The sequence below is a fragment of the Streptomyces coacervatus genome, from assembly GCF_029223485.1.
In the GTDB taxonomy this organism is placed as follows: domain Bacteria; phylum Actinomycetota; class Actinomycetes; order Streptomycetales; family Streptomycetaceae; genus Streptomyces; species Streptomyces coacervatus.
On the sequence record NZ_JARHTP010000027.1, the window covers coordinates 49,369 to 66,943 of the forward strand.

Consider the following 17,575-nt stretch of genomic DNA (forward strand, 5'->3'; position numbering starts at 1 on the left):
GGGGATCAGCCCTTCATGCATGAGGTGGCCATGGCGTGGGTCGGGTCGTCGGGGTCACACGACAGGTGCGGACCGGCGGGCGCGCAGTGCGACGGTCAGTGTCTGGGGGCCGTGTCCACCGATGTAGACGCGGTTTCCGGTCGTCGCGTCGGTGCCGCCCACCACGGTGTAGTCCTGACCCGGGTCGTACCGCAGTACGTCGCTCCGGTCCGGCCCGGCAAGCGGTTCGCCTGTCTCGACGCCGGCCTCGATCCGGATCTCGTCGTCACCGACCCGGTAGGTCATCGGCCCGGTCGTCAGGCACCAGCGCCCGTCGCCGATCGGTACGGCGCCCTCCGGCACGCCACCCGGCCGGAAGGTCAGTTCGAGGGCCCAGGGCACCCGTGGTCCGCCGATGTCGATCCGCAGGTCGGCACCGTCCTCCCTCAGGTCCGCCTCGACGACGGTCGTGTGGGAGACCTCGTCCCGAGGCCGGTCCGGGAAGGCCATCGCGGCCGAGAAGCGTCCCTCGTCCGCCATCCGGTAGGCGCCGTCGTCCTGTCGCCGGTCCGTCGGGAGCGGCTGGTAGTAGGCGGCTGTGAGGGTTTCGGTGAGCCGGTACCGGTTGAGGGCGAGTTGTTCCATGTCGGCGGCGCGGAACGGGCCCAGGTCGAAGAACCCCCGCGAGAGACGGACCGCGTCGAGGACGGCGTCTCCGGCGAACAGGCGCAGGAAGGTGGGATTGCAGGCGAGGCCCGAGCGGATGCGCCGGTGCTCGGGCACATCGGAGCCGCCGTAGACCACCGTGTGGGCGGTGGCCGAGGCGCGGGCGGCGAGGCGTGCGGTGGTGAGGTACCGGTCGCGCGGAAGTGTCTCCGCAGCCGGTGCCGGCAGGGGGCGGCACAGGTCCGGGGTGAGGAGGGTCTGGGCGAGCAGGTCGGGGTCGTCGATTCCGCCGGCGGCCGCCAGTCGCGCCGCCCGGCTGAAGTCGCCCCGGCCGGTGCGGATGGCGAGCAGCCGGTAGTGCGGCAGGTAGGGCGCCAGCGGGAACGGCTGGTTCTGGTCCTGCCGTCGCGAATGGACGGTCTCCACCGTGCCGTCCGGCCTGATGAGGTCCAGGGTCGTGGCGAGATTGCGTTCGACGGCGTCCAGCAGGTCGGCGCGGCCCAGCACGTCGGCCAGCAGGAGCAGCGACGGGTTGGACACGTGGGCCGCGTAGACGGCGCTGCGTTCCGAGTACAGGCCCTCCGCGTCGATGTCGACGCCCTCGGCGAGCCACTCCTCGACGCGGTCGAGCAGCCGGTCGTCCGGGAACGACCGGTGCAGCCGGGCCAGCGCCGCGCACAGCTCCCAGCGGTGGTTCGGGGTGTGCACCCCACCGGTGAGGAGAGCGCCGGAGGCGGCGCCGGCGATCTCGGCGAGCACGGCCGTCACCTCGCCCAGTTCCGGTCCCGCGTCGGCGGCGAGGACGTACGCGTCGCACACATCGTTGACGGTGAACGCGGAGTCCGGCGGTGACTGCACGTTGTCGCCGTCGGCGAAGAGGCCGGTGGGTGTCTGCGCGGCCCGCAGGGCGCGGAGGTGGGTCATCGCGGCGGCGATGGCCTGTCTGCTGCCGTGCAGGGCCGAGTCCGGGGAACGGTACGCCGCGACCAGAGTCTTCACCCGGCGTGCCAGCGCCCGGTGGGTCACACCGGCGGGTTCCTCGTCGGGGCCGGCCGCCGGCGGGGCGGCCGACCGGTCGGCGGCGCGGGCCGCCGCGCGGACGAACTCGCGGTCGAGCGGGGTGGCCAAGGTCAGTCCTTCAGTCCGGCATTGATGTCGGCGCCCATGACGTAGCGCTGGAAGACCAGGAAGATGACGATCAGCGGGATCATCGAGATGACCGATGCGCCGAGCAGGACCGACCAGTTGATGTTCTGCGCGCCGACGATGCTCTGGATGCCGATCTGCACGGTGAACTTGTTGGGGTCGTTGAGCATCAGCAGCGGCCAGATGTAGTCGTTCCACCGCCACTGGAAGGACAGGATGGCGAGGGTCAGCATGATGGGCCGGGAGAGCGGCACCATGATCCGCAGGAAGATGGACAGTTCACGGGCGCCGTCGATGCGTGCGGCTTCCACGAGTTCGTCCGGAACCGTCAGGAAGAACTGGCGGAACATGAAGCATCCGGTCGCGGTGAGCACGGCCGGGAGGATGATGCCGGCGAACGAGTTGTAGAGACCGAGGTTGCGGACCACCAGGAACTCCGGGGCGAGCATGACCTCGGACGGCAGCATCGTGGTGGCCAGGATGCAGATGAAGAAGACCTTGAGCCATTTGTTGTCGTACTTGGCCAGCGCGTACCCGGTGCAGCAGCTGACTCCCACCGTGAGGATCGTCGTGATCACGCACACGATGGCCGTGTTGACGAAGTACTGGGAGAAGTTGGCACTGCGCCACGCCGTCAGGTAACCCGACAGGGTGGGGTTGTGCGGAACCAGCGTCAGCGGATAGGAGAACAGGTCGCTGGCCGGCTTGAGGGAGCTGAGGATGAACCACAGCACCGGAAGGCCGTAGAGGCACGCCAGGATCCACAGCAGTGTCGTCGCGGACACCGCCCGCCGGAGCCCACCACTGCCCGCGCCGCCGGACCGCTTCTTGGTGACGGCCCGTCCGGGACCGGCGTCGACCTTGCGCGGCATGTCTGTGGTTGTCATCGGTTCTCCACCCGCCGGTTGACGATCAGCTGGATGATCGCGACGGCCATCAGGATGAGCATGAGCACGAATGACGCGGCGCTCGCGTAGCCGATCTGGCCCCGTTTGAAGCCGGTCTCATAGATGTACTGGACAAGCAGGTTGTTCGACGTGCCGGGTCCGCCGTTGTTGAGGGCGACGAACACCGGGTATTCCTTCATCGCGTTGATCGTGTTGAGCAGGATGACGATGAACGAGGTGGGCGCGATGCTCGGCAGCGTGATGCTGATGAACTGGCGCCATGGGCCGGCGCCGTCGAGCGAGGCCGCCTCGTAGTACGACACCGGTACGTTCTTGATCGCCGCGATGAACAGCAGCATCGAGAAGCCCGTCCAGGCCCAGGAAGCCGCCATCACCACCACGATCAACGACAGGTCCGCGTTCGACTGCCACGGAACGGCACTTCCGCCGAGCTTCTCGATGACGTAGTTGACCAGTCCGAAGTTCTCACCGAACAGCCACCGCCACAGGACACCCACGACGATGGGCGACAGAAGCCACGGGATGAAGAAGATGACGCGGGCGACCGACGCGCCCTTGGCGTGCTTGCTCACCACCAGGTTGGCAGCGAGCAGCGAGAGCGCGAAGTTCAGCGGCACGAAGAGCACGGCGTACAGCAGCGTCCGGCTCAGCGCATCGTAGAAGGTGGAGTCCCCGAACAGGTTGTGGTAGTTGTCCAGTCCGATGAACTGGAACGCCCCCACACCCGTGTAGTTCGTGAAGGAGTAGACGAGCCCGATCACCGCAGGCCAGACGAAGAACAGCGCGAAGAGCACGACATTGGCCGCGATGAGGACGAGCGGCGCGATGGTGTAGCTGCTGCGGCGTCTCCTGGGCGGGCTCGCGGACACGTCCGAGGCGCGTTTTGTCATCTTCCTGACTCCGTGCTGGTGGAATGGATTCCTGTGGGCTCACGCCATGAGGCCGGCATCACATGGGCGCTCAGGGCCGGGCGGCGGTGTCTCGACGCCGCCGCCCGGCCCTGTGGCCTACGTTCAGCCGCCGACCTGCTGGTTGTAGCCGTCCACGATGTTCTGCAGGGCCTTGTCGGCCGACTGCTGGCCGTTGATCGCCTTGCCGAGCTCCGTCTTGGTCGGGTCCTCGGTGAGGCTCTTGCCCTTCAGCACCCAGTTCGTCTGCGCGCCGTTGAAGTAGCCGGAGATCGGGGCGTAGAGCGGGATCTCCTCGTTGTACAGCTTGAACGCCGCCTGCGCCGCCTCGGACTTGAAGGGGTACGTCGGGTTCAGACCGCTCTCGACGGGCAGGAAGCCGGACGCCTCACAGAGCGTCTTGTAGTGGGCCGGCTCGTACAGCCAGGACAGGAACTTCTTCGCGGCGGTCGCCCCGGCGCTGTTGTTGTTGAAGCCCACCGTCATGCCGCCGCTGTTGACGTCACTGGCCTGGACCGGCTCGGCGGGAGTCGGGACACTCGCCCAGTCGAACTTCTTGATGCTGTCCGCGAAGGAGGCAACCTGCCAGACGCCGGACCAGTAGGCGACCACGTCACCGCTCTGGAACATGGCCGACGGGTCGGCGCCGCTGGTCCACACCGACTTCGGCATGGTCTTGTCGTCGTTCAGTCCGACGAAGTACTTCACGGCCTTCTTGGTCGCGGCGTCCACCGAGAACTTGCCGGAGGAGTCCGCGTGGACGTACTTCCCGCCGAGCTCGTACACCATGGCGCGCAGCCGGGACGGCGACTGGTCGAAGGTCAGGGAGTACTTGGCGCCGGTCTTCTCGCGGACCTTGTTCGCCGCCGCGATGAAGTCGGTCCAGGTCCAGGTCTTGTCGGGCGAGGTCGGGACGGAGACACCGGCCTTCTTGAAAAGCGTCTTGTTGATGAACAGACCGGACGCGGTGACGTCCGAGGGGATGGACAGCACCTTCCCGGACGAGTCCTTGGCGAGGAAGTTGGCGTTGATGTTGTTGCTCTTGTTGTTGGCGATGGAGCTGAGGTCGAGCAGCTTGTTCGACCAGATCGGGTCCAGCGCCGGCACGGCCGCCACGTCGGGCAGAGAGTTCGCCTGCGCGGCGTTGTGCAGCTTCGTCGTGTAGCCGTCGTAGGGGATGTTGACGAGCTTGACGGAGACGCCGGCTTCCTTCTTGTACTGCGCCACCAGCTTCTTCCAGCCCGCGTCCTGCCCCGGAACCGTGGAGATCCAGAACGTCAGCGACTTGGAGTTGCCGCCCGAGCCGGATCCCCCTCCGCAGGCGGAGAGCAGGAGGGCACCTGCCGTGGCCACGGCAGCGAGGGGAACCACGCGGCGTATGCCGCCGCGGCCGAGTCGGCGTGAGCGCCGCACACCCAGACTGATCATCTTCGATCCCTTTTCGTCGTAGCGGAAGAAGCACGGCGCCAGCCAGGGTGGCACGGGTGCATTTTGCAGGAAATTTCGCTTTCCGGGGGCACGGCCTCGCCCGGCCGCGTCGCCTTGAAGGGTGGTGTCCCCGGCCATGAGGGCCGTCGTCGCACAAGCACGCCCTCGTGCGGCTGCCGTACTTCGCGTACGGGCGGGAGGTTCACCCCGAGTCGGCATCCCGGCCGACTTAGAAAGCGCTTGTCCGGACATTGGCAGATCGAGTCGGAGGCCGTCAATCCTTCGCCCCCGCGGCCTCGGTCACGGTTTGGACTCCTCGGCTGACCGCGAGCCGGGCGGCGCCCACGACCGTGCCGAGATCCCCCACCGTGCTGCTGACCACCTCGGTGGGCCAGCTCAGCCGGGCCAGTTCGGCCCGTACACCGGGCAGTACCTGCGGGTCCGCGCCGGTGCTGCCGCCCAGGACGATCAGTCCCGGGTCCAGTACGGCGGTCACGGCGGCGGCGAGGCGGCCGACGTCGGTGGCGTGGCGGCCGATCACGGCACGGGCCGCCGCCCGGCCCTCCCCGGCCAGGGCGAAGAGCTGCTCGGCGGTGCGCGGGCACGGCCCGTCCTCGTCCGGCCAGGCCTCGGCCGCCCGCCGCAGCAGTGAGCGGGCGCCGATGTACTCCTCCAGGGCCTCGTGGCGCGGCTCGCGGCCGTCGTCCCAGGGGTAGGGCAGCCGGGCCAGCTCACCGGCGGCGCCATTGGCTCCGCGCAGCACCTGCCCGCCGACCACGATGCCGAGGCCGATGCCGACGCCGATCCGCAGATAGCCGAAGGTGCGCCGGCCGCGCGCGGCACCCTCGTGCAGTTCGGCGAGCGCGGCGCAGTTGACGTTGTTCTCGAGGTGCACGGGAACGCCCGGCGGCAGGGCGACGGCCATGGCGTCGAAGACGGGGCCGGCCTTGGCCGTGGCGGGGCGCATACGGGCACCCTCCTTCTCGCGCGCGGTGACGTCGCCGACGGCGACGACGACGGTGCGCAGCGGGGCGCCGGCGGGCAGCGCGACGAGCGCCTCGCGCACCACGTCGGCAGCCTCCTCCCGGGCCCCGGTGGCCTGGGCGAGCAGAGTGCCGTCCAGGGCGCAGCCGCGCACCCGGGTGAGGGCGGGGCCGAGGTCGACGGCGAGCACGGCCCCGGCGGCGGGCCCCAGGCCGTAGACGGCGGCGGAGCGGCCCGTGCCGCCGGAGGCTGTGCCGGAGTGGGCGGCGAGCCGGGCGCTCTCCAGCTCCGCGACGGCGGAGGACACGGTGGGCTTGGACAGGCCCGCCAGGCTTGCGAGCTGCGGGCGGGTCGCGCTGCCCGCCTCGGCGAGCACGGCGAAGACCGCGCTTGCGCTCTCGGTCAGGCGGGGGGCTTCCGCCATGTCGTGTATCACAGTTCTCCCACGGGTCACGAGCCGCTCAGTGGTCGAGTGCGCGATGCCTCTTGACGCACTGTACTTCGTTAGTTAACTTCCTAACGAACTTCACGGTACTCGCCTGCCGTGTCCGTCAGAAGCCCGTCCCGGGGCTTCCCTAGTTCGTCAACTCCCGTAATTTCAGGCACGGTTCGCCTACCGTGGCGCTCCGCCGGTTGTGCCGCGTGGGGCCGTTGGTTGTCTGCGGCACCGTCGTGGTTGATCGCGCCCGCGCGGCGGAGCCGCATATCGACACAGCCCCGCGCCCCTTCAGGGGCGCTACCGGTCCGGCGTGTCCAGCGCACTGACGAAAGAGGCCCCGTGCAGGACTTCATGCCCCTCGTGGTCGGTATCGACGTGGGTGGCACCAAGACGCATCTGCGTGCCTACGTCGGCGCGGAGCTTGTCGCCGATCATGTCCGGACGAGCCGCGGCTGGCGGCCGCACGACCCCGTGGCCGCCGCCGGGTGGCTGGCCGCGCTGGTCGCCGACGCGCTGCCGCAGGGCGCACGCCCGGCGGCCCTCGCAGTGGGCGGTCACGCCTGTGAGACTCCGCGCCAGTGCGCCCAGATCCGTACCGCCCTGCAACTGCACTTCGACGCACCCGCGCTGGTCATGGGTGACGCCGAACTGCTCGTGCCCGCCGCGGGCCTGGACAAGGGGGTCGGCCTGGTCGCCGGCACTGGTTCCGTCGCGGTGGGACGGCTCGCCGACGGAACTTCCCTCCAGGTCGGCGGCTGGGGTGCGGTGCTCGGCGACGAGGGCGGCGCGGCCGGTCTCGTCCGCGAGGCCGCGCGGGCCGCCTGGGCGGCACACGACCGCGGGGAGGAGCCCGATGAACTCGCCCGGGGTCTCGTCGCTTCCTTCGGCGTCTCCGAAGTACCGGCGCTCGGCGCGGCGTTGGAGGGCGCCACGGACGTCTCCGCTCAGTGGGGCCGGCATGCGCCGGTCGTGTTCGCGGCCGCCGAGGCGGGCTCGCCGCTCGCTCGTGCGGTGATCACCGAGGCCGGCCGTTCGCTGGCCGCGCTGGTGGAGCGGCTCGCCGCTCGCGGGGTCATGGTGGACGACGTGGTGGTCGCGGGCAGCACCGTCCTCGCCCAGGCCTCGCTGTACGGCGCGTTCGCGACGGCGCTCGCCCGGTCTGTGCCCGGAGCCCGTCCGCAGCCGCTGCGGGAACCACCCGTGGAGGGTGCGGTGACTCTGGCGCGTTCGATCCTGTGAGCACGTCGACGCCAGGCGCTGCACCGGTGTGCTGCGACACGCCGTCGATCGGCTGCGGCTCCGTCGTGGCTGATCGCGCCCTGCGGCGGAGCCGCTGATGTCATAGCCCCGCGCCCCTCAAGGGCGCTGCCGACCCGCTTAGTTCACCGACACGACACGTCTCGGTCGCCGGGCACTCGCCATCGGGTCAGCACCCGGCCGTAGATCTTCGCTCAAAGCTTCACGGGACGCACCGGATTCGCACATCCCATGCGTCCCGCGGGACACCTCTGATCGCACGATCTCCCTCCCGGCCGCACGGCCGAAGAACTGAAGAGAGGCACACGCATGCCGTCACCTGCCGGGCACCGCTCCTCCTCGAAGGCCGGTCGACTCGCCGTCAACAGGCGGGGGTTCCTCAAGACCTCCCTGGGCGCCTCGGCCGGTGTGCTGGCCGCGCCCACCTTCGTGACATGGCTGAGCGCCGCCGACGCCAAGGCCGCCACGATGCCCGCGGCATTCGTCGACGACTACAGGACCAATGTCTCGACGAACCTCACGCCCGAGACCAACGCGGTCGTCCGCGTGCTCGGCGGGTTCGCGCAGATATGGAAGACGGGCGGCGCCTGGAACACCGGCACGCCCCTGCTGCCCGACGTACTGAGCGCCAACATGCGCTACTGCGCCCGGATCACCGGCGCGCGCACGGACGCGCAGGCGAAGGAGGCGTTCCTCTACGACCGCCAGCACCAGAGTTACGCGATGATCGCGGGCCTGGGGCCGCTGGCCGGCCTGTACAAGGCGGGTGCCAAGGCGGTCACGTCGATCACCAGCGCACCGGACGGCACGCCGCCCGCCAAGATCGACGACGCGGTGCCGGCGGACGCCCCGGCCGGCTCCGCGCTCGGCGCCGGTTCGCACGACTCCGCGCTCGGCAAGGTGGCCGAACTGGTCGACACGGTGCGCGGCCCGTACGCCTCGGGCAACCCGTCCAAGTACGCCTTCCAGTACCCGCGCCCGTGGCGCATGAACGAGGACAGCGAGGTCGTCGACACGGGGGCGAAGGACGCGCTCGGCTACCCCGTGTACGACTCCGAGGTGGTCGTCGCGCCCCAGCTGCTGCGCCAGCGCGGCACATCCCCGACGGACGACGCCGGCTTCCCCAGCGGCCACACCAACGCCTTCCACCTGGCGGGCCTGGCCTACGCGTACGCCGTACCGGAGCGCTTCCAGGAGCTGGTGACGCGGGCCATCGAGCTCGGCCACACGCGGATCATGGCGGGCATGCACTCCCCGGTCGACGTCATGGGCGGCCGCATCATGGCCACCGCCCTCGCCGCCGCCACCCTCGCCGACCCGGCCAACGCCGCCCTCAAGGCCGCGGCCCGCGCCCAGGCCCTGGCCTACTTCGAGGCGCAGACCGGCACGACGGCCGACACGCTCTTCGCCTACGCGCACTCCGACGCGAGCGACCCCTACGCGGACCGCGAGGCCAATGCCTGTGCGGTCGAGCCGCGCCTGACGTACGTGCTGACCCGGCACGGCCGCAGCGAGCCACTCACCGTGCCGAAGGGCGCGGAGGTGCTGCTGGAGACGCGGCTGCCGTATCTGGACGCGGACCAGCGGCGCGAGGTGCTGCGCACCACGGCGCTGCCCTCCGGGTATGTGCTGCTGGACGGCTTCGAGCAGTGGGGGCGGCTCAACCTGTTCGCCGCGGCGGACGGTTACGGCGCCTTCGACTCCGACGTGACCGTCACGCTGGACGCGGCCGCGGGCGGTTTCGGCGCCGCCGACAGCTGGCGCAACGACATCTGCGGCGACGGCGGGCTGGCCAAGCAGGGCAGCGGCACCCTAGCGCTGACCGGCCACAACACATACACGGGCGGCACCGTGGTGAAGGACGGCGTGCTGGTCGCCGCCTCGTCCCACGCGCTGGGTCACGGCGCTGTGCGGGTCTCGGGCGGCACGCTGCGGCTGGAGCGGTCCGTGCAGGTGCACGGCGGATACTCCCAGGAGTCGGGCGCGCTGGAGCTGACGCTCCGCTCGGGCCACGAACCGGCCCTGGAGGTCACTCGCCGGGCGGTGCTGGGCATGGGCAGCGTCCTGTCGCTTCACCTCGACGCCGAACGGCCGCCGGCCGCGGGCAGCACGGTGCGGGTCCTGTCCGCTGCGGGGCTGCGCGGCCAGTTCGACCGCGTCGAGCTGAACTCCGACCGGCTGCGGGCCGTACCCGTCTACACGACGGAAGGTCTGTCGGTACGACTCCTGAAGCGGTAACGCACGGGAGGCGGGAGCTGATGCGAAAGTAGGGCTCATGGGATGGGTCCGGATCACTCCCGCCCCCTCGCGGTCCGTGTCACCGCGGGGCGGATGATGGCGCACGAACAGCACTCGGTCCTCAAGCCGGGCAGACGCGACGACGAGGAACACCCGCCGCCGCGGGCGAGGTCCGCCGGCCCTGCACGGGGCCCCCGCAGGCGGTGGCTGGTCCCGCTGCTGGTGTTCGTGCTGCTCGCCCAGATGGCCGCGGCCATGGTGACCACCGCCGTGCAGCAGACGCCGACGATCGACGAGCCGATCTACGTCGCCACGGCCGCCGACTACCTTCACGAGCACCGCATCCGCTTCAACCCCGAGCACCCACCGCTCGGCAAGCTGGTGATCGCGGTCGGGGTGGCGATCGCCGACCCGCACGTCGACACGTCGTACAAGGGCGACCAGAGCCGCTTCGGGGCGCATCTGCTGTACACCTCGGGCAACGACCCGTGGCGGCTGATGTTCTGGGCCCGGCTGCCGATGATCGTGCTGACACTGCTCTTCGGGCTCGTGGTCTTCGCCTTCGCCCGTGAACTCGCGGGCGCGGCGGCCGGGTTGACCGCCCTCGCCCTGTACGCCTTCTCCCCCGACGTGATCGCACACGGCTCGCTTGCCACGCTCGATGTGCCGGCGGCCGGTTTCGTGCTGACGTCGGCGTGGCTGCTGTGGCGGGCGCGGCGGCGGCCCCGGCTGTATGTGCCGCTGGGCGGTGTGGCGCTCGGGGCGGGGCTCGCCACCAAGATGAGCGTGCTGCCGGTGGTTCCGGTGCTGATGGCGCTGGCCGCCTGGTCGGTGTGGCGGGCCGGGGCGGAGGGCCGGCGCAGAGCGCTGCTGCGGGCGGGCGCGGGGGCGGCCGTCGTGGCGGTGGTGGCCGTGGCGGTCGTATGGGCCTCGTATCTGGTGGTCGATCCGCGCCTGCGGTGGACGCCCGGGCAGTCCCTTCAGCCGGTGCCCGCGGTGCACGGGCTGAAGGGACTGCTGGTGCGGCTGCTGCCGTTCCCGGCGTCGTACCGGGACGGGATGCGCATCCAGTTCGGGCTGGAGAACTACCCGTGGAAGGGCTTCCTGTTCGGCCAGCTGTACACCGGTTCCCGCTGGTACTACCTGCCGGCCGCGCTGCTGGTGAAGACGCCGCTCGGCATGCTCGCCCTGTGGGCCGCCGGTGCCGTGGTGCTGGTGGCGGTGCGGCGGCTGCGGCCCGCCGCGCCGTATGTGCTGGTGCCCGCCGGTGTGCTGCTGGCCGCGGCCATGACGGGGTCACGGGACTTCGGGACCCGGTACGCGATTTTCGTGCCGATGTTCCTGGCGGTCGCCGCGGGCTGTGTGCTCGCCGTGCGGTGGCGGTGGGCGCCCCTCGTGACGGGAGCCCTGGTGCTGTTCGTGGCGGTCAGCTCGCTGCTGACGTATCCCTACTATCTGCCGTACTCCAACGAGGCGTTCGGCGGTCCCGCCAAGACGCATCTGCGGCTGCACGACTCCAACGTGGACTGGGGCCAGGACCTGGGCCGACTCGCCGACCGGCTGCACAACCGGTATCGGGGCGAGCGGATCTGGCTGGTGTACAAGGGCAGCGGTGTGCCGTCGTACTACGGCATCCACGCGTCCGATCCGCGCAACGTGCCCCCGCGTCGGGTGCACGGGCTGCTGGTCGTGTCGGACTCCGCGGTTGCCAAGGCGCGAGGCCCGCTGGGCGCGTTGATCCGCAACAGTCGTCCGATCGACGACGTCGGTCATTCGATCACGATCTATCGCCGGTGACAGGTGGCAGCAGGTCCCGGCACCGGAAGCGGCGGGCAACCTGAGGATCCGTCCGGCGAACGCCGGATGCTCCGTACAAGCCCTGGTCACGACGGTGTGTGAGCTATGTTGAAGCACTGTGGGAGACAAAGGAGGCACACCGGTGCCATCGCCGCAGCAGGCACGCGCACAGGCATCCGCGATCACCTCGGGCAAGACCGCTCCGGAGGCCGAGGCCGCCCCGGCCTCCCAGCTCAGGACGCTCTTCGACCGGCCCCGGCTCTCCCCCGGCCAGCGGCGCATCGCCCAGTATCTGATCGAGCACATCACCGAAGCCGCGTTCCTTTCGATCACCGACCTCGCCGAGCGCGTCGGTGTGAGCCAGCCCTCGGTGACGCGTTTCGCCGCGGCGGTCGGCTTCAGCGGCTACCCCGCGCTGCGCGAGAAGCTCCAGTCGATCGCGCTGCGCACCCTGGCCGGCGGACCCGGCACGACCGAGGAGAACGTCAGCAACGAGCTACAGGCCGCGGTCGACGCGGAGGTCGAGAACCTGGAGAACCTGCGGCGCGACTTCGCCGACCCCGACCAGCTGATCGAGCTCGGCCGCAAGCTGTCGGCGTCGACGCCTCTGACCCTCCTGGGGCTGCGCATCTCGGCCTCGCTCGCCGAGTACTTCGCCTACGCCGCGCGCCGTATCCATCCGGACGTGCGGTTGGTGACGCGGGGCGGAAGTGTCGCCTACGACGCACTGTTGCAGTCGCGTGAGGCGGGAGGTACGTGGGTGCTGGCGTTCTCGATGCCCCGGCACGCACAGGAGACCCTCACGGCCGTGCGGGTCGCGCGCAGCGCCGGTTTGAAGGTCGCCCTGGTCACGGACCTGGCGCTGGGGCTCCTGGCCGACGAGGCGGATGTCGTGCTCGCCACCGGCACCGGCTCCCGCCTGGTCTTCGACTCCTATGCGGCACCCGGCGTGATCGCCGCCGCGTTGCTGCAGGCCATGACCGACGCCGACCCCGAGCGCACCCAGGCGCGGCTCGAGGAGTACGAGCAGATCTCCGACCAGCATCAGTTCTTCCTGCGCGACTGATCCGGCGCCGGCGACCGATCCGGTGTTACGGCGGAATTACAAAGGGACCTTTCACAACATACTGCGCATGAATGTTTTCATGCTTCTTGCAAACCGGACGGCATATATAAATACTTCTCACGGATCGCGCACCGGCCAACTCCGGGACACGTTCCGTACCCCCGTCCCCACCCCGCATCGCCCGGAGAAAGCCGACGGTCCGCCCATGCGTCTGCACCATCCGCCGCGCCGGCACCGTCTGCCCTCCCGGGCCCCTGCACGGGCACCCGAAGCCGCCGTCTCCTACCCGCGTCGGCGCTCAGGGTGTTCGGTCGGGCCTCGCCTCTGCGAGCGCCCTTGGCGGCCCCGGTCATCCCCTAGACCGGGGCCGCCCGCCCTCGTCGGACCACCCCACACGACGCCGCACACCCGGAAGCGATGATCATGCAACTGACGACCACGCGTATCAGCCCGGACTGGCCGTGCCAGGTCAAGACGCCCGGCTCCTTCGACTGGGAGCGCTCGGCGGCCAGGTGGCTGCGCGAACTGGTGCCGGCCCGCTACGGCAGCTACCCGGCCCTGATCCGCCACCCCGTGCTGCTGGCCCGCCATGCACAGATCCAGGTGCAGCACGAGATCCGGGTCGCGCGCACCGCCCTGCAGACGGCACGCGCCGACCTCCCGGCACTCGGCCTGCCCGAGTCGGTCATCGAGCACACGATCAAGCTGTACGCGGCGGAGGTGCTGCAGCTCCAGCACATCGCACGCAGCGTCCGGGCGGTCTCCCAGGCCCTGGTCGACTCGGGGCGCTGACGGCGGCCGGCTTCGGCGGGAGCAACCGGGGCCGGCAAGGCCACGATCGCAGGCCGCCCCGGGCGCGACGCTCGACGCGTGATGAGCAGCCCGCCGGGCCGGCGGAGTCCCGCGCCGCACCGGACACCGTCGCACGAGCCAGGGTGGCCGCCGAGCAGTATGCCGGGACGGCCGACTGCACGACCCGGCCGCCAAGCCGACCGTCCCGGAACAGGACAAGGGCGCGGTGATGGCCCTGCCCAGCTGCTCTACGGACGCCGCGGAGGGGGGCGCCGCGGCGGCGCGCGGAGGCCGGTGACCGCTCACCGCACGAGAACTGCCGGCTCACGCTCGGCGGCCCGGCACCGCCGCCGGGCGGCACGGCCCGCGAGCGGGAGCCCGGCGTCTCCCCCGAATCGGCCCTCTTCCATGATTCCGCCGCCACGACCGAGCCCGCTCCGTCCGCCGAGCCCGCCGCACTCCGCAGAGTGCGCCGCCTGCACCGTCCCCCATGAGCCACGGTTGCATCCGCGCTCAACTCGGCCTCCGCCCACGACGATTCGGCAGCTCGCGGCCCCCTCGGGGGGGAACTCGTCCGCGACGCCACACCGCAGGATCTCGCCCGGTGCCTGCTTGAGCACCTTGCTCGGAGGCGGGTGCCTACGCGGTCATGATCTATGCGCCGCTACCCACCGGAGGCCTCGGAGTCTGGAGGGTCTCGACCGGGGCCTCAAGCGGCTCTCCGAGGCTGTTCCGAGCCGCCGCACCGACGAGCCCGGCTCCCGGGGGTCGCTGCTCGCCGCGATGCCGGAGGGTGAGCGGTGGGACGGCGTCTGGCTGCTCGGCGTCCGGGTTCCGGTGGACCCGCAGCAGGCGGCGGTGCGGGCCGGTGGCCGGTCGCCGTTCAGTCGTCGCCGCGGTGGCGCCAGTACCAGAACACGCCCACGACCAGGGCCAGCAGAAAGACGGTGGGCAGGACCAGGCCCGGGATGCGGGAGCCGTTCATGGGCGTGGCTTTCGGGTTGGGCGGGCGGGGCGCCGCATTCGGCGGCCCGGTGCCCATGGTGACGCGTGACTGTCACTTGTCCACACCGTCCACCGGGACTTTCTTCACCCGTTGCCCGGTGTTCGAGGGCCGGCGCCCCGCCGCGTCAGCCGGTCCCGGTGGCCGTCCGGGACTCCAGCGCGAGCCGGGTGTCGTTGCCGTAGACGCCGGTCTCGTCGCCCCGGATGCCGTACCAGAGCTGGAAGCGGGCCACCGCGGCCTTGAGGGTGGCGTCGTAGGTGCCGCCGGTGGAGCCGTTGTCGTAGATGTTCGGGATGCGCAGCAGACGTTGCTGCAGGTCGGTCACGGCGGGGCCGCTGTCGCCCTCGCGGAGGGTGCCGGCGCCGTCGGGGTCCGAGGCGGCGGAGGCGGTGGCGGTAGGTTCGGCGGACGCGGTGGGGCGGGGCGGCTCGGCGGTGGCGTCGTTGTTCCTGGCGTGCAGCAGGAGGGCGCCGCCGAAGCCGATGAGGGCGGCCGCGGCGACGGCGACCGTGACGGCGGCGCGGCGCAGTCCGGGCCCGAACCCGAAGCGGTCGCCGCGGCGCGGTGCGCCGGGGCCGTCGGTACGCACGGGCGGGAGCTCCTGTGTCTCGCCCTCGTCCCAGGACCGTGGATCCGGCACGGCGACGGCCTCGAGATCGCCGGTGCCCTGCTCCATTTCCTTGAACAGCTCCGCCAGGGCGTCGGTGCGGCGCGGGCGCAGGACCCGGATGGGCTCCAGCGGCGGGCGGTCCTGCGGCGACCCGGATGCGGGCGGTGTGGGCACAGTGCTCTCCTTCCGTCCCCGTTGCGGGGCCTCCGCCATTCCCCCGGAAGTGATACGCGCCCCGCACCACGACAGTTCAGCGGTCCCGCAGGAGGACACTCAGTTCCCTTCGGCAGCGCACTGAGTGCCATCCGTGCCGTCCGGATGCTACGTTCCCGTTCATGAAGACAGAGCCGACGGCCACGCGGCCACCCATGCGGGACGCCCTGGTCGCGGCGGCCTTCCACCTGTTCCTCGAGCGGGGCTACGAGCAGACCACGGTGGACGACATCGTGGCGCTCGCCGGCGTCGGGCGGCGGTCGTTCTTCCGCTACTTCCCCTCCAAGGAGGACGTGGTCTTTCCCGACCACGAGCGGAGCCTGGCCGAGATGACGGCGTTCCTCGCCGACAGCGGCGACGAGGACGAACCGGTGCAGCGGGTCTGTGACGCAGTCCGGATCGTGCTGCGCATGTACACCGAGAACCCGACCTTCTCCGTTCAGCGCTATCGCCTGACCAAGAAGGTGCCCGGACTGCGCGCGTACGAACTCTCGGTGGTGTGGCGCTACGAGCGGGCCTTCGCCGACCATCTGCGCGGCCGCCTTGGGGGCCGTCCGGACGGGACGCTGCAGGCCGATGTGATCGCGGCGGCGGTGGCCGCGGCGCACAACAACGCGCTGCGCTCCTGGCTGCGCTCGGACGGACAGGGGGACGCGAGCGCCGCTCTCGACCACGCACTGGGGTACGTACAGGGTGCCTTCACCACGCCCCCGGCGCACGACGAGGAGGAACCCGAGGACGTGGTGGTGGTCGTCTCCCGGCGTGGCGCACCGTTGTGGCGAGTGGTCCAGGAGATCGAGAGCGCTCTCGAGCAGGACTGACCGGGGCCGCACATTGAGGGAACGCAGTGTCTTTACGTATGACACTCAGTGCCATACATTGATGTCGTGCACGGTGGCACGGCGAACCGCGCACGTCGAATTCCGGCCGAGCGCAGGGAGTTGACCCGCGTGTACCACCACTCAGGAAACGTTGCCCGTCAGGCAGCCGGCTCCGCGGCAGGCGTGCTCGATCCCCAGGCGCCCGATTCGGACACCATCCTCTTCCAGCGCTGCACCTGGTGCGGCACCGCCATGTACCACCGGCTGCTGTGTCCGGTCTGCCAGGGCGGCGATCTGCGAACGGAGCGCAGCGAGGGCACGGGCACGGTCCGCCATGCGACGATCGTGCACCGCAACACCCCTGCCGCGCGCAATGTGTCGCTCGTGGAGATGGCCGAGGGATTCGTCGTGCGCGGCAGGGTCATGGGCCCGCTGATCGGCATCCACAGCGGTGACCGGGTCCGGCTGTCGACGGCCAAGGACCCGGTCCGCGGCGAGCCGGTCTTCCAGCTGGTCGACGAGCCCTACCGCGCCTGGTCCTGACGCTCCCTCAGCTCTCCCACACCCCGGGGACCAGGTCCCGCACGGCCACGGGCCGTCCCGTCTCGAAGCATCGGTTGGCGGCGAGGCCCACCGCGAGGGCGAGAGCGCCGTCGCGCTGGGTGGCTGTGGGATGCGCCGCCGCGTCCTGATCGAACGCACCGGAGTCCACGGGTCCGAACAACGCGTCGAGCATGCGGGGGTCTCCCCCGCCGTGAGCCTCGTGGGCGGCGTCGAGCGGGATGTCGACCGGCGGCCGCCACAGCGGGCGCAGCGTGAGCCGTGCACCGCCCGCGTGCTGAGCGGCCGTGTCTCCGTGCAGTGCGCCGCTGTCCGAGGCGACCGGGGTCCGGGGCTGCGCCCATAGGCACTCCTCGACCTCCAGCTCCAGGCGGCCGGCGCTGCCGTTGAACATGACGCGGTAGCCCTCCCACGGGGAGTAGGCGGTGAGGTGGTACGTCATCGTCGCCCCGCGCGCGTAGCGGACGAGGACCGCCATGTCGTCCTCGATGGTGACCGGGCCGCCGAAGACGTTTCGGTCGCGGATGTATCCGTCGTCCCGCTCGGCCTCCAGATACAGGGCCCGCAGGGTGTCGTTGTCGGCCAGGTCCAGTGCGAACGGGTCGTCGGCGGCCGGGCCGGCCCCGTGGGCGCGGTCGTAGTCCCGGCGCAGTCCATGGCGTTCGCCCGCCTCCGAGCCGTAGAAAGCGAGACGTCCTGAGGGGTCCTGTCCCGAAGGCCCGGCGCCCATGCCCACCCGTCGTCATCGTCGGCCTG

14 protein-coding genes are annotated in these 17,575 nt (G+C 70.9%); 7 read left to right on the top strand and 7 right to left on the bottom strand.

Going from position 1 to position 17,575, the window contains the following annotated elements:
- Positions 1–54 precede the first annotated feature (54 nt).
- From P2Q00_RS44890 to P2Q00_RS44910, 5 genes are all read right to left on the bottom strand, one after another.
- Positions 55–1,773 (bottom strand): hypothetical protein, encoded by a 1,719-nt coding sequence (locus P2Q00_RS44890; protein ID WP_275780580.1) that lies wholly within the window; start codon positions 1,771–1,773, stop codon positions 55–57.
- Positions 1,774–1,775: 2 nt separating this feature from the next.
- The gene (locus tag P2Q00_RS44895; protein WP_275780581.1) at positions 1,776–2,678 is read right to left on the bottom strand and encodes a carbohydrate ABC transporter permease; all 903 of its coding nucleotides are present in this window, start codon (positions 2,676–2,678) and stop codon (positions 1,776–1,778) included.
- Positions 2,675–3,589 (bottom strand): carbohydrate ABC transporter permease, encoded by a 915-nt coding sequence (locus P2Q00_RS44900; RefSeq protein WP_275780582.1) that lies wholly within the window; start codon positions 3,587–3,589, stop codon positions 2,675–2,677. The genes P2Q00_RS44895 and P2Q00_RS44900 overlap by 4 nt, the downstream gene beginning before the upstream one ends.
- A gap of 123 nt (positions 3,590–3,712) precedes the next feature.
- On the bottom strand, positions 3,713–5,035 hold the full coding sequence (locus tag P2Q00_RS44905) for an ABC transporter substrate-binding protein (protein ID WP_275780659.1): 1,323 nt from the start codon (positions 5,033–5,035) through the stop codon (positions 3,713–3,715).
- Positions 5,036–5,309: 274 nt separating this feature from the next.
- Positions 5,310–6,443: an ROK family transcriptional regulator gene (locus P2Q00_RS44910; RefSeq protein ID WP_275780583.1), complete on the bottom strand. Its 1,134-nt coding sequence runs from the start codon at positions 6,441–6,443 to the stop codon at positions 5,310–5,312.
- 354 nt (positions 6,444–6,797) lie between these two features.
- Here P2Q00_RS44910 and P2Q00_RS44915 point away from each other — a divergent pair, with 354 nt between their 5' ends.
- The 5 genes from P2Q00_RS44915 (at position 6,798) to P2Q00_RS44935 (ending at position 13,608) form a co-directional block, all read left to right on the top strand.
- Positions 6,798–7,697, top strand: a complete 900-nt coding sequence (locus P2Q00_RS44915; protein ID WP_275780584.1) for an N-acetylglucosamine kinase — start codon at positions 6,798–6,800, stop codon at positions 7,695–7,697.
- Between the two features lie 327 nt (positions 7,698–8,024).
- Complete coding sequence (locus P2Q00_RS44920) at positions 8,025–9,953, top strand: phosphatase PAP2 family protein (RefSeq protein ID WP_275780585.1); 1,929 nt, start codon at positions 8,025–8,027, stop codon at positions 9,951–9,953.
- Positions 9,954–9,995: 42 nt separating this feature from the next.
- Positions 9,996–11,750, top strand: a complete 1,755-nt coding sequence (locus P2Q00_RS44925; RefSeq protein ID WP_275780586.1) for an ArnT family glycosyltransferase — start codon at positions 9,996–9,998, stop codon at positions 11,748–11,750.
- Positions 11,751–11,892: 142 nt separating this feature from the next.
- Positions 11,893–12,816, top strand: a complete 924-nt coding sequence (locus tag P2Q00_RS44930) for a MurR/RpiR family transcriptional regulator (protein WP_275780587.1) — start codon at positions 11,893–11,895, stop codon at positions 12,814–12,816.
- Positions 12,817–13,233: 417 nt separating this feature from the next.
- Positions 13,234–13,608: a hypothetical protein gene (locus tag P2Q00_RS44935; RefSeq protein WP_275780588.1), complete on the top strand. Its 375-nt coding sequence runs from the start codon at positions 13,234–13,236 to the stop codon at positions 13,606–13,608.
- Between the two features lie 1,130 nt (positions 13,609–14,738).
- Here P2Q00_RS44935 and P2Q00_RS44940 read toward each other — a convergent pair.
- Complete coding sequence (locus tag P2Q00_RS44940) at positions 14,739–15,398, bottom strand: peptidoglycan-binding domain-containing protein (RefSeq protein WP_275780589.1); 660 nt, start codon at positions 15,396–15,398, stop codon at positions 14,739–14,741.
- A gap of 194 nt (positions 15,399–15,592) precedes the next feature.
- Between P2Q00_RS44940 and P2Q00_RS44945 the strand changes: the two genes are divergently transcribed.
- Both P2Q00_RS44945 and P2Q00_RS44950 read left to right on the top strand, forming a co-directional pair.
- Positions 15,593–16,258 (top strand): TetR family transcriptional regulator, encoded by a 666-nt coding sequence (locus P2Q00_RS44945; protein WP_275780661.1) that lies wholly within the window; start codon positions 15,593–15,595, stop codon positions 16,256–16,258.
- 129 nt (positions 16,259–16,387) lie between these two features.
- Positions 16,388–16,801 (top strand): Zn-ribbon domain-containing OB-fold protein, encoded by a 414-nt coding sequence (locus P2Q00_RS44950; RefSeq protein ID WP_275780663.1) that lies wholly within the window; start codon positions 16,388–16,390, stop codon positions 16,799–16,801.
- 7 nt (positions 16,802–16,808) lie between these two features.
- Here P2Q00_RS44950 and P2Q00_RS44955 read toward each other — a convergent pair whose 3' ends face one another.
- Positions 16,809–17,549 carry a hypothetical protein gene (locus P2Q00_RS44955; RefSeq protein WP_338059416.1) on the bottom strand — a complete coding sequence of 247 codons (741 nt, stop codon included), beginning with the start codon at positions 17,547–17,549 and terminating at the stop codon, positions 16,809–16,811.
- Positions 17,550–17,575: the final 26 nt, after the last annotated feature.